Source organism: Rhodococcus sp. P3_B8 (genome assembly GCF_056402775.1).
Genome location: NZ_JBFUGT010000201.1, coordinates 1 through 11783 on the forward strand (window position 1 = coordinate 1; position 11783 = coordinate 11783).

At 68.9% G+C, this 11783-nt stretch carries 12 protein-coding genes; 9 read left to right on the forward strand and 3 right to left on the reverse strand.

Going from position 1 to position 11783, the window contains the following annotated elements:
* From cobA to AC1D1G_RS33070, 4 genes are all read left to right on the forward strand, one after another.
* Positions 1 to 892, forward strand: an 892-nt coding sequence (cobA, locus tag AC1D1G_RS33055) for a uroporphyrinogen-III C-methyltransferase (RefSeq protein ID WP_477955382.1), incomplete at its 5' end; no start/stop codon positions are given.
* Between the two features lie 101 nt (positions 893 to 993).
* On the forward strand, positions 994 to 2427 hold the full coding sequence (locus AC1D1G_RS33060) for an MFS transporter (RefSeq protein ID WP_105419418.1): 1434 nt from the start codon (positions 994 to 996) through the stop codon (positions 2425 to 2427).
* Positions 2428 to 2483: 56 nt separating this feature from the next.
* On the forward strand, positions 2484 to 2855 hold the full coding sequence (locus AC1D1G_RS33065; protein ID WP_105419330.1) for a glyoxalase superfamily protein: 372 nt from the start codon (positions 2484 to 2486) through the stop codon (positions 2853 to 2855).
* A 60-nt stretch (positions 2856 to 2915) separates the two neighbouring features.
* Positions 2916 to 3683 (forward strand): trypsin-like serine peptidase, encoded by a 768-nt coding sequence (locus AC1D1G_RS33070; protein ID WP_280784624.1) that lies wholly within the window; start codon positions 2916 to 2918, stop codon positions 3681 to 3683.
* 9 nt (positions 3684 to 3692) lie between these two features.
* On the opposite strand, the gene AC1D1G_RS33075 is transcribed toward AC1D1G_RS33070, so the two are convergent.
* Both AC1D1G_RS33075 and AC1D1G_RS33080 read right to left on the reverse strand, forming a co-directional pair.
* Positions 3693 to 4367, reverse strand: coding sequence for a response regulator (locus AC1D1G_RS33075; protein ID WP_025432363.1), 675 nt, complete (start codon positions 4365 to 4367; stop codon positions 3693 to 3695).
* Positions 4368 to 4397: 30 nt separating this feature from the next.
* On the reverse strand, positions 4398 to 6014 hold the full coding sequence (locus AC1D1G_RS33080; protein ID WP_283353845.1) for a sensor histidine kinase: 1617 nt from the start codon (positions 6012 to 6014) through the stop codon (positions 4398 to 4400).
* Between the two features lie 67 nt (positions 6015 to 6081).
* Here AC1D1G_RS33080 and AC1D1G_RS33085 point away from each other — a divergent pair, with 67 nt between their 5' ends.
* Genes AC1D1G_RS33085 through AC1D1G_RS33100 form a run of 4 tightly spaced genes read left to right on the forward strand, consistent with a single transcriptional unit; the run spans position 6082 to position 9551 of the window.
* Positions 6082 to 7071: a Bug family tripartite tricarboxylate transporter substrate binding protein gene (locus AC1D1G_RS33085; protein ID WP_280784626.1), complete on the forward strand. Its 990-nt coding sequence runs from the start codon at positions 6082 to 6084 to the stop codon at positions 7069 to 7071.
* Entirely contained in the window at positions 7068 to 7607 is a 540-nt protein-coding gene (locus AC1D1G_RS33090) for a tripartite tricarboxylate transporter TctB family protein (RefSeq protein ID WP_280784627.1), read from the forward strand. Before AC1D1G_RS33085 ends, AC1D1G_RS33090 begins: the two co-directional genes overlap by 4 nt.
* A 1-nt stretch (position 7608) precedes the next feature.
* Positions 7609 to 9168 carry a tripartite tricarboxylate transporter permease gene (locus AC1D1G_RS33095; RefSeq protein WP_280784628.1) on the forward strand — a complete coding sequence of 520 codons (1560 nt, stop codon included), beginning with the start codon at positions 7609 to 7611 and terminating at the stop codon, positions 9166 to 9168.
* The gene (locus tag AC1D1G_RS33100) at positions 9165 to 9551 is read left to right on the forward strand and encodes a universal stress protein (RefSeq protein ID WP_477955384.1); all 387 of its coding nucleotides are present in this window, start codon (positions 9165 to 9167) and stop codon (positions 9549 to 9551) included. Before AC1D1G_RS33095 ends, AC1D1G_RS33100 begins: the two co-directional genes overlap by 4 nt.
* 50 nt (positions 9552 to 9601) lie before the next feature.
* Here the strand turns inward: AC1D1G_RS33100 and yaaA are convergent, their stop codons facing one another.
* Entirely contained in the window at positions 9602 to 10345 is a 744-nt protein-coding gene (yaaA, locus tag AC1D1G_RS33105) for a peroxide stress protein YaaA (protein WP_283334759.1), read from the reverse strand.
* A gap of 56 nt (positions 10346 to 10401) precedes the next feature.
* Between yaaA and AC1D1G_RS33110 the strand changes: the two genes are divergently transcribed.
* Positions 10402 to 11783: proline--tRNA ligase (locus AC1D1G_RS33110; protein ID WP_477955385.1), on the forward strand; the 1382-nt coding region annotated here is incomplete at its 3' end.

The window sequence follows — 11783 nt, forward strand, 5'->3', positions numbered from 1 at the left end:
CGCCCGCTACGGCACCGCCGTCACACCCGCGAGCGCAAGCTACGACGGGATGAGCATCGGCGTGCTGGCGGGCGGCGACCACCGCCGTTCCGCCGCAGTGCGCACCGCCCTCGTCGAGGGCCTGCAATCCGGTGCGGTCGCCGACACCGCCGACCACCCGGCGGCCGGTGTCGCACTGGTGGGCGGCGGCCCGGGCGACCCCGACCTCATCACCGTCCGCGGCCGGCGACTGCTCGCCCGCGCCGACATCGTGGTCGCCGACCGCCTCGCCCCGCCGGAACTGCTCGCCGAACTGGGCTCCGACGTCGAGGTCATCGACGCCGCGAAGATCCCCTACGGCCGTGCGATGGCGCAGGAGGCGATCAACGCCGCCCTCATCGACGGAGCCAAGGCAGGCAAGTTCGTGGTGCGGCTCAAGGGCGGCGACCCGTACGTGTTCGGCCGCGGCTACGAGGAACTCGAGGCGTGCGCCGCGGCGGGTGTTCCCGTCACGGTCGTCCCCGGCATCACCAGTGCCATCTCGGTGCCGTCGGCCGCCGGCATCCCGGTCACTCATCGAGGCGTCACCCACGAGTTCGTCGTCGTCAGCGGTCACGTCGCCCCCGACCACCCGGATTCCCTCGTCGACTGGCCGGCACTCGCCCGGTTGAAGGGCACGATCGTGTTGCTGATGGCCGTCGAGCGCATCGAGGCGTTCGCGACGGTCCTCATGGAGGGTGGGCGTCCGGTGGACACACCGGTCACGGTCATCCAGGAGGGCACGCTGCGCACGCAGCGCACGGTGCGGGCCGATCTCCAGACCGTCGCCGCCCGGGTGAAGGAAGAGCAGATCCGGCCGCCTGCCATCGTGGTCATCGGGCCGGTGGCCGGGTTTTCTGTGGACGCTGGGTAACGTGAACCCTCGTGTCTGAATCCCGAGTACCCGAAGGCGCGTCGGCGTCGAACAAGTCTGCGGCGAGAGCCACGGTGAATCCGCCCGCTGCCACCCGCGTGATGGGGCTTGCGATCATCGTGCTCAGCGGGCTGCAGATGATGGTGGTCCTCGACGGCACCGTCGCCAACCTGGCGCTCGCGCCGCTGCAAGCCGATCTCGGTCTCAGCGACAGCGGCCGCAACTGGGTGCTGACGTCGTACGCGCTGGCGTTCGGTGGCCTCATGCTCCTCGGCGGACGGCTCGGCGACGCGTTCGGCCGGAAGAAGATGTTCGTCGGCGGTGTCGCCCTGTTCACCGTCGCCTCGCTGCTGTGCGGTCTCGCGGTGGGCGAGTTCATGCTGATCGCCGCCCGGTTCCTTCAGGGTGTCGGCGCCGCGGTGGCGTCCCCGACGGCGCTGGCTCTGGTCGCGACCACGTTCGCCGCCGGCCCTGCGCGTAACCAGGCCATCGCGATCTTCGCGGCCATGACGGGCATCGGGTCGATCGCCGGCCTGATCATCGGCGGCGCCCTCACCGAGGTGTCGTGGCGACTGATCTTCCTCATCAACGTGCCCATCGGCGTCGTCATCGTGGGGTGCGCGTTCGTCGCATTGAAGGAGACCGCGGGCGAGCGCCTGGCCCTCGACGTTCCCGGGGCGGTCCTCGCCACGGTCGCGGCGACGGGCGTCGTGTTCGCGCTCACCGAGGGTCCGGAACTCGGGTGGGGGAGCCCGTACGTGATCGGTGCGCTCGTCGCCGGTCTGCTGCTGTTCTGCGCATTCCTGTACGTCGAACGGACCGCAGACAACCCGCTGCTGCCGTTCTCCCTCTTCCGCGACAAGAACCGGGTGGCGACGCTCGTCGCGATCTTCTTCGCCGGTGCCGTGATGTTCACGGTCGCCGCGTTCGTCGCGTTGTTCGTCCAGGACATCCTCGGCTACAGCCCCCTCGAGGCCGGCCTCGCGTTCATCCCGTTCGCGTTCGGCCTCGGCGGCGCGGCCGCGGTGGCGTCCAAGCTCGCCGTGCGGATCCAGCCCCGGTGGCTCGTGGTCGCCGGCGCCGCGATCATGGTGGTCGGGCTGCTGTACGGCTCGACTCTCGACAGTTCCGCCACCTATCTCGGCAACCTGTTCGTGCCGGTCATCGGTATCGGATTCGGTGTCGGACTCGCCGTCGTCCCGCTCCCGCTGTGCGCCATCGCCGGTGTGTCGGAGACGGAGATCGGTCCGCTCGCCGCCATCGCCCAGGTGGCGCAGACCCTCGGCGGACCCCTCGCCCTCGCCGTCATCGGGGCGATGGCCACCTCACGCACGCTGTCCCTCGGCGGCATCTCCGGCAAGGTCGCCGACATGAATCCGACGCAACTCGAGGCGCTCGGCAACGGGTACACGTTCGCCCTCGTCGGCAGTGCCGGCTGCGCCCTCATCGCGGGACTGGCCGCGCTGTTCATCCGCTTCACCCCGCAACAGGTCGCGCAGGCGCAGGCCGCCGAGAAGGCCGCGCAGCAGGCGTGAACGCGGTCCGGTCCGGTTTCGGCCCGGTTGTCGGAGTCCGTCTATAGCATCCGGTCATGGACTACAAAATCGAGCTGATCATTCTGCCGGTGTCCGACGTGGACCGGGCCAAGGCGTTCTACGCCGACCAGGTCGGCTTCGTCGTCGACCACGACCACCGCGTGAACGAGAACGTTCGGTTCGTCCAGCTGACGCCGCCCGGGTCGGCGTGCTCGATCGCTGTCGGCGAGGGCCTGGTCGACACGCCGCCCGGCTCGGTGCACGGGTTGCAGATCGTCATCGACGACGCCGACGCCGCCCACGCCGAGCTGTCCGCCCGCGGCGTTCCCGTCAGCGACGTACAGGACCTGGCGTGGGGGCGCTTCGTGTACTTTGCCGACCCCGACGGCAACGAGTGGGCGCTGCAGCAGCTTCCGCCGCGCAGCTGACGCGCGGCGGGTAGCGGAAATCGGCCTGCCCTCGCGCGACGAGCGGGGCATGATTGTCCTGTGGTCACGCCCTCCCGCACGTCCGTCACGGGGGCAGCCGCGGTGGGCCTGCTCCTCGCTGCCTGCGTAGCCGGGGGATCGGCCGCCGCCGCGCCTGCATCCGACGCACCGGATCCTCGCGTCGGTCCGCTGTTCCTGGCCGGCACGCCCATCCACGTCTGCACCGGATCGGTTCTGGACAGCGCGGACGGCGACCTCGTCCTCACCGCCGCGCACTGCATCGCGGGGTCCGGCGGCGCGCTGTCGTTCGCACCCGGATTCGACCGCGGCGTGGCCCCGTTCGGACTGTGGACGGTGTCCCAGATCTACGTCGACCCCGCATGGCTGGAGTCGCAGGACCCGGAGCACGACTACGCCGTGCTCCGGGTGGCCCCGAGCGGAACCACCGTGCCGGCGGCCGTCGAATCGGTGGTCGGTGGGGGATTCGAGTTGGCGTCCGCGCCGGAACCCGCGACCACCGTGGCGGTGACCGGCTATCCGACCCTCGGGGACGGTCCGGTGTCGTGCACCGCCGCGACCACGTCGACGGACAGCTATCCGACGGTGGTCTGCGACGGTCTCGGCGAGGGAACGAGTGGAGGCCCGTGGGTCGTGGGTTCGCGGGTCGTCGCCCTCGTCGGAGGCCTCGACCACGGCGGGTGCACCGACTCGGTGTCCTACTCGCCGACGTTCGGTTCCGGAACGCTCGCCCTGCTGGACCGCGCGGAGCGCCGTGATGCCGGCGACTCGACACCGTTCGCCCTCGCCGGCGCCTGCACCCGATCCTGACGAACCGGGTCAGCGCGGGGCAGGCCGGTACCGGCGGACGGGCCTGCCGGCGCCCCCGTATTCGAGCCGGACCTCCAGCAGTCCCTCGGACAGGTAGTGCTCGAGGTAACGGCGCACACTGACCCGGGACAGTCCGGCGAGTTCGGCGCATTCGGTCGACGACAGCTCGCCCTTCGACCGCAGGATGTCGAGCACCAGGCGCCCGGTTTCGGCGCTGAGCCCCTTCGGGAGCCGGCTCGGTTCCGGATTCTTGCCCTTGCCGCCGAACAGGGAGTCGATCAGGGATTGGTCTGCGCCGGACTGTGATTCGAGGGCCCGGGCACGGCGGCGGAAGTTCTCGAGTTTCTCCTGCAGCTGCGTGTAGTCGAACGGTTTGACCAGATAATCGGAGGCGCCGCCGTGCAGTGCGCGGCTGACGGTGTCGATCTCCCTGGCGGCGGTGATCATGATGACGCCGACGGCGTTGCCCTCCGCACGCAGTCGTTGCAGGACGTCGAGGCCGGACATGTCCGGCAGGTACACGTCGAGGAGCACGAGGTCGGGGTGCGCGGTCCGCACCGATTCGAGGGCCTCGGCGGCGGTCCGCGCCACCCCGACGGTGGTGAACCCCGGTGTCTTGTCGACGAATCGGCGGTGGATCTCCGCGACCATGAAGTCGTCGTCGACGACCAGGACCTCATACATCGCCACGCCGTCCCGTCATGATCGGAGAGTCTAGCTACGCGGCACGTGGACGGTGAACAAGGCACCGCCGGTGCCGGGTGCGTCCGAGACGGCCGCGGACCCGCCGTGCTGGGAGCTGACGAGACGCACCAGGGCGAGCCCGATTCCGCGGCCACCGGGGGTGCCCGGCTTCGAGGTGACACCGCGCGAGAAGATCTCCTCCCGCATCGTCTCGGGAACTCCGGGGCCGGAATCGGCGACCTCGATAAGGATGCCGTCGTCGTCGGTGATCCGGATCGAGATCCGCGCGTCCCGGCCGCCCTCGGACACGTCGACGGCATTGTCGATGAGGTTGCCGAGGACGGTGATCACGTCGGTGGCGAGTTCGGGGTCGAGGGCGTGTAGGTGCGAGTCGGGTTCCAATGTCAGCGACACCCCGGTCTCGGCGGCGAGCGACGTCTTCGCGATCAGCAGCGCGGCGACAGCCGGATCCGAGATGCGTTGCGTGACAGCATCACTGATCTCCGCTCGGCGGCGGGTGAGGGTGCCGACGAAGTCGGTGACGGCGTCGTAATCGCCGAGCTGCGTCAGACCCGAGATCGTGTGCAGCTGGTTGGCGAACTCGTGCGTCTGCGCCCGCAGGGTGTCTGTGACACTCTTGTGCGAGGACAGCTGGCTCTGCATGGATGCCAGTTCGGTGCTGTCGCGCATCGTGGTGACGGTGCCGATCTTGTGCCCCTGGCTGGTGGCCGCGCGCCGGCTCAGCGCGAGCATGCGCGACGACGTCGACAACACCACGTCGCGGCCGTCCTCCCCGTTGAGGAGGTACTGCCGGACGGCGGGGTCGAGCGCGACGTCGTCGACGTGCCGGCCGACGGCGTCGTCGGTGAGGTCGAGCAGTTCCTGGGCGCTGTCGTTGAGCACGGTAATCACCCCGTCGGGGTTCACCGCGACCACACCCTCGCGGATGCTGTGCAAGAGGGCCTCGCGATGGTCGGCAAGGCTTGCGATCTCGGCGATTTCGAGTCCACGGGTGTGGGTCTTGATCCGGCGGGACAGCAGCCACGAGCCGAGAAGCCCGAGACCGGCGCCGATTCCGAGATACAACAGCAGGCGCGCCCCCGCGCTGCTGAGCAGGTCCCAGACGGACGGGTAGTCGTCGCTGACGGTCACGACCGCGAGGACGTCCCCGGTGGCGGACAGGATCGGGACGTGTCCGACGATGGCGCGGCGTCCGTCGACGTCCACGTCGCCCGACCAGGCCCGCCCGGTCATCACATCGCTGGCGCCGAGTTCCGCGGGCACCCCGAGCCGCGTCGGATCGGACGACACGGTCACCGCCCCGTTCGGCGCGACGATCTCGGCGAGTGTGGCGCCCGACAGGTTGACGGCGCGATCGACCTCCGGCGCCAGCACGCGCTCGACCGAGCGGTCCGACAGCTGGTCGCGCACCACCGGCGTCGACGCCACGTTCTCGGCCACCGCGATCATGCGCTGCCCCTGGAGGTCGCGGAACTCCACGGTCGACTGGTGGACCGACACGGCGGCAACCGCGAGCAGCACGACGCCGACGACGACGAGCTGGAGGAGCAGGACCTGGCCCGCGAGGCTACGCACGCGGGGATGAAGTGGTGACCACAATGAACTTAAGTTCCGTTTCGTTCGCATAGGTGACGTACATCACCCCTGAGGTTCAGTATTGCGGAAGATCACATTCATGGCGAAATGAGGAACGATGTCGAGAACAGGTAGCGGGAGCAGGGTACGCGCGCTGCTCCTGCTCGCGCTCGTAGGCCTCCTCGTGGCCGGCTGCGGGGTCACCCGCGGCGAGGACGAGGGCCTGCACAGAGTGCGGATGATGGTTCCGAACAGTCCGGGCGGCGGCTACGACCTCACGGCGCGGACCGCGGTGAAGATCATGGAAGACGAGGGCATCACCGGCCGCGTCGAGGTCTTCAACGTGATCGGCGCAGGTGGAACGGTCGCAATGGCCAGGCTGATGAACGAGGCCGGCAACGACGACCTCATGATGATGATGGGCCTGGGTGTCGTCGGCGCCGGCTACACCAACGGATCCACCGCACGCGTCTCCGAGGCCACCGCGCTGGCCAAGGTGGTCGAGGAGCAGGAGGGCATCCTCGTGCCCGCGGATTCGCCACTGCAGACCATCGACGACTTCGTGGCCGCATGGCGCGCCGACCCGGCGTCGATCACCATCGGCGGCGGTTCCTCGCCCGGCGGCCCGGACCACCTGTTTCCGATGGAGACGGCGCGCGCGGTGGGAGTGGACCCGAACGCGGTGAACTACGTGTCCTACGACGGCGGCGGCGACCTGCTGACGGCCCTTCTCGGCCAGAAGATCACCGCAGGCACGTCGGGACTCGGCGAGTACGTCGACCAGATCGAGGCCGGCCAGGTCCGGGTCCTCGCGGTGTCGGGGAACGAGCGGGTCGAGGGTATCGACGCGCCGACGCTCACGGAGGCCGGCGTGGACCTGACCTTCACCAACTGGCGGGGAATCTTGGCGCCGCCCGGACTGTCCGACGGCGCCAAGGCCGACATGGTCGAGGCGCTCCACAAGTTGCACGACACACCGGAATGGAAGGAGGCCCTGGTGAAGAACGGTTGGAGTGACGCCTTCACGACGGGACCGGAGTTCGAGCAGTTCCTCCGGGACCAGGACGAGCGGGTCTCGTCCACCCTGGCCGAATTGGGGCTGACATGACCGCGCCCGCAGAACCGTCCGCCGTCTCCGCGGACACGGCCCCGGCGCCGAAGCGGCGGGACTACGCACAGTTCATCGTCTGCGCGGTGATGGCCGTGGTCGGGGTCTTCCTCATCGTCGACGCACTGTCGCTGAGCGAAGGTTTCGCGAAGGTCGACCCGGTGGGCCCGCGACTGTTCCCGCTCGTCATCGGCGGTGGACTGCTGGTCTTCGCCGTGGTGCTGGCCGTCGCGATCCTGAGGGGCTCCACCGGGGAAGCCGACAGCGGCGAGGACGTCGATCCGGACTCGCCGGGTGACTGGAAGACGGTGGGACTGCTCGTCGGGTTGTTCGTGGTGACCATCGCGCTCGTCGACTTCCTGGGCTGGGCGATCATCGGCACCGTCCTGTTCGCCGGGGCCGCAACCATTCTGGGCAGCCGGCACTGGGTGCGGAACATCGCGATCGGGGCCGTGCTCGGATTCGGCAGCTTCTACGCGTTCTACGTCGGGCTCGGAATACCGCTGCCCGCAGGCATTCTGGACGGAATTCTCTGACATGGACAATTTGAACTGGCTGCTGCAGGGGTTCGAGCAAGCAGCCACCCCCATGAATCTGCTGTATGCGTGCATCGGCGTCCTCCTCGGCACGGCGGTCGGCGTCCTCCCGGGCATCGGACCGGCCATGACCGTGGCCCTCCTGCTGCCCGTCACCTACAACGTCAGCCCGAGCGCCGCGTTCATCATGTTCGCCGGCATCTACTACGGCGGCATGTACGGCGGGTCGACGACGTCGATCCTGCTGAACACACCGGGGGAGTCGTCGTCGGTGATCACGGCGATCGAGGGCAACAAGATGGCGAAAGCCGGCAGGGCCGCGCAGGCCCTGGCGACCGCCGCGATCGGGTCGTTCGTCGCCGGGTCGATCGGCACGATGCTCCTGGTGCTGTTCGCGCCCATGGTGTCGAGTTTCGCGGTCACCCTCGGAGCCCCGTCCTACCTCGCGATCATGCTGCTCGCCCTCGTGGCCGTCACGGCCGTCCTCGGAACCTCGAAGCTCCGCGGATGCATCTCGCTGCTGCTCGGTCTCGCGATCGGATTGGTCGGCATCGACTTCCTCACCGGCCAGCCGCGTGCCACGTTCGGCATCCCGCAGCTGTCCGACGGGATCGACATCGTCGTCGTCGCGGTCGCCGTGTTCGCACTCGGTGAGGCGCTCTGGGTGGCCGCTCACCTCCGCCGCAAGCCGGCCGAGGTCATTCCCGTCGGCAGGCCGTGGATGGGCAAGAAGGACTGGAAGCGTTCGTGGAAACCGTGGTTGCGGGGTACCGCCTACGGGTTCCCGTTCGGCGCACTACCCGCAGGCGGCGCCGAACTGCCCACCTTCCTCTCCTACATCACCGAGAAGAAACTGTCGAAGCACAAGGACGAATTCGGCAAGGGCGCCATCGAAGGTGTCGCCGGGCCGGAGGCGGCCAACAACGCGTCGGCGGCGGGCACACTCGTGCCGATGCTGTCGCTGGGTCTGCCGACCAACGCCACGGCCGCGGTCATGCTGACGGCCTTCGTGTCGTACGGAATCCAGCCGGGCCCGACACTGTTCGAGAAGGAACCGCTGCTGATCTGGACGCTGATCGCGAGCCTGTTCATCGGCAACTTCCTGCTCCTGGTGCTCAATCTTCCGCTCGCACCGCTGTGGGCGAAGCTGCTCCGCACACCGCGGCCCTACCTCTACGCGGGCATCCTGTTCTTCGCCGCGCTGGGCGCGTTCGCCGTCAACCTCCAGTGGCTCGACCTCGCGCTGCTGCTGACGTTCGGGCTGATGGGTCTGATGATGCGGAGGTTCGGGCTGCCGGTGCTGCCGTTGATCATCGGCGTCATCCTCGGACCGCGCATCGAACGGCAACTGCGGCAGAGCCTGCAGCTCGGTGGCGGTGACTGGGGCAGCCTGTTCACCGAGCCCGTCGCGATCATCGTCTATATCGTGATCGCAGTGCTCCTCATCGCACCCCTCGTCGCCAAGGTCGTCCGCGCGCACTACCCCGTCGCGTCGCCCGATTTCCCCGACGGACCGGCCGGTGGCGACTCCACCGACACCAGAGAGAAGGCACACGCATGATCGTCGTCGGATAMACCCCCGATCAGTTCGGAGGGGCCGCCCTCGAACACGGCGTCGCGGAGGCGCAGCTGCGCGGGACGTCGCTGCTCGTGATCAACACCTCGAAGGGCGACTCCCTCGCCGACCAGTCGTTCGCCGACAACGCGCACCTCCAGGAACTCGAAGGCAAGCTGGCCGCGAGCGGGGTCGACCACGAGGTCCGGCAGATCGTGGGAGACGAGACCGTCGACGTGATTCTCGAGGCCATGACGGCGCCCAGCGCGGAACTGCTCGTGATCGGCATCCGCGACCGCACCCCGGTCGGGAAGCTCCTGATGGGCAGCACCGCCCAGCGCCTGCTGCTGTCCTGCCGCAAACCGGTCCTGGCCGTCAAGCCCGAATAAAGCCCCTGTGAGTACTTATCAACCGCGGGCGGTTGATAAGTACTCACAGGTCAGTCGGTGAGGATGATCAGCTCGCGGTCCGACGCCACCTCGACGCGCAGGCCGGCCTTCGCCGCCACCCGTGCCACCCCGCGCACGTCCTGGGGTTCGGCGCGGGAGACGGTGAGCGCACGTGCCAGCAGACCCTTGTGGTGCTTGTTGAAATGACTGACGACGGTGCGGGTGCCGTCCGGCTTCTCGGTGAGGACGGTGGCGATCACGGCCTCGGGGATCGGTCCGAGTTGCTGGTACGTCCCCGACCGCAGGTCGACGACGAGACCGTCCGCTTCCGCGGCGATCGCCCGGCTCAGTTCCGGCTTCCACAATGCCCGGAGAGTGCCCATCCCGGGAAGCTTCGATCCGCCCGACAGCCGGTAGGCGGGGATCAGATCACCCGCGCGCACCGCACCGAACAGCGCGGACCCCATCGCCAGCCGCGACAGCGCCTTGGACTTCTGGGCCTTGGTGAACGACTTCGCGTCGAGCGCGTCGAACAGCACACCGGTGTAGCGCTCGAGTGCGGGCCGGGTGGGGGAAACCCACAGTTTGGCGTTCCGCTCGATCTCGTCGGCCTGGGTGGGGCCGAGGCCGAGCGCGAGCTGCGACGCCTCCCCGTCCGCCGCCAGCGCGACCAGCGCCTGGACCAGCACTTCGCGGGTTTCGGTGAGCTGCGGCATCGACAGCTCGGCCAGGTCGAGGGGCGCGTCGGCGCCGCCGTCGGACTTGGTTTCGGAGGGAGGAAGTAGCACCAGCACGCACGAAACCCTACCGACGCGCCCGGCCCTGTCCCAGCCGACTATTCTGATATCCCGTGATTACCCGCCTGTCCCACCTGTTCCTCCGCACTCTGCGCGACGACCCCGCCGACGCCGAGGTCCCCAGCCACAAGCTGCTCGTCCGCGCCGGTTACGTGCGTCGCATCGCGCCCGGCGTCTACTCGTGGTTGCCGCTGGGTCTGCGCGTGCTGCGTGAGGTCGAGCGGGTGGTGCGGGAAGAGATGAACGGCATCGGTGCCCAGGAGATCTCCCTGCCCGCGCTCCTGCCGCGCGAACCGTACGAGGCGTCCAACCGCTGGACCGAGTACGGCGACGGACTGTTCCGCCTGAAGGACCGCAAGGGCGGCGACTACCTGCTCGGCCCCACCCACGAGGAACTGTTCGCACTCACCGTCAAGGGCGAGTACAACTCGTACAAGGATTTCCCGGTCACCCTGTACCAGGTGCAGACCAAGTACCGCGACGAGGAGCGCCCGCGGGCCGGCATTCTCCGCGGCCGCGAGTTCGTCATGAAGGACTCGTACTCCTTCGACCTCACCGACGAAGGACTCACCGAGTCGTACCGGGCGCACCGCGACGCCTACGAGCGGATCTTCAGCCGGCTCGGCGTCAAGTACGTGATCGTGTCGGCGACGTCCGGTGCAATGGGTGGCAGCGCGTCGGAGGAGTTCCTCGCCGAGAGCGAGATCGGTGAGGACACCTACGTCCGCTGCCTCGAGTCGGGCTACGCCGCCAACGTCGAGGCCGTGAAGACGCTGGCTCCCGAGCCGGTGCCGTTCGACGGTCTGCCCGCCGCGAAGGTGCACGACACTCCGGACACCCCCACGATTGCGACGCTCGTCGACTGGGCGAACGGCGCCGATCTGGGCTGGACCGTCACCGCCGCGGACACCCTGAAGAACATCCTGGTCAAGACCCGGCAGCCCGGTGGGAAGTGGGAACTGCTCGCCATCGGTGTTCCCGGCGACCGCGAGGTGGACGACAAGCGTCTCGGTGCCTCCCTCGAGCCCGCGGAGTTCGAGTTGCTCACCGAGGCCGACTTCGCGGCCAACCCCTTCCTGGTCAAGGGCTACATCGGACCGAAGGCGCTGCAAGCCAACGGTGTTCGTTACCTCGTCGACCCGCGGATCGTCGACGGCACCAGCTGGATCACCGGAGCCGACGAGCCGGGCAAGCACGTGGTGGGGCTCGTCGCGGGCCGCGACTTCACCCCGGACGGCACCATCGAGGCCGCCGAGGTTCGCGACGGCGACCCGTCACCCGACGGGGCCGGTGCCCTCGTCGCGGCCCGGGGCATCGAGATCGGTCACGTCTTCCAGCTCGGCCGCAAGTACACCGACGTGTTCTCCGTGGACGTGCTCGGCGAGAACGGCAAGCCCGTCCGCCCGACCATGGGCTCCTACGGGGTGGGCGTCTC

Coding starts and splice junctions, on each gene's coding strand:
- AC1D1G_RS33060 (WP_105419418.1), top strand. CDS start 994: ATGGGGCTTGCGATCATCGTGCTCAGCGGGCTGCAGATGATGGTGGTC.
- AC1D1G_RS33075 (WP_025432363.1), bottom strand. CDS start 4,367: ATGTATGAGGTCCTGGTCGTCGACGACGACTTCATGGTCGCGGAGATC.
- AC1D1G_RS33065 (WP_105419330.1), top strand. CDS start 2,484: ATGGACTACAAAATCGAGCTGATCATTCTGCCGGTGTCCGACGTGGAC.
- AC1D1G_RS33080 (WP_283353845.1), bottom strand. CDS start 6,014: ATGCGAACGAAACGGAACTTAAGTTCATTGTGGTCACCACTTCATCCC.
- AC1D1G_RS33090 (WP_280784627.1), top strand. CDS start 7,068: ATGACCGCGCCCGCAGAACCGTCCGCCGTCTCCGCGGACACGGCCCCG.
- AC1D1G_RS33085 (WP_280784626.1), top strand. CDS start 6,082: ATGTCGAGAACAGGTAGCGGGAGCAGGGTACGCGCGCTGCTCCTGCTC.
- AC1D1G_RS33095 (WP_280784628.1), top strand. CDS start 7,609: ATGGACAATTTGAACTGGCTGCTGCAGGGGTTCGAGCAAGCAGCCACC.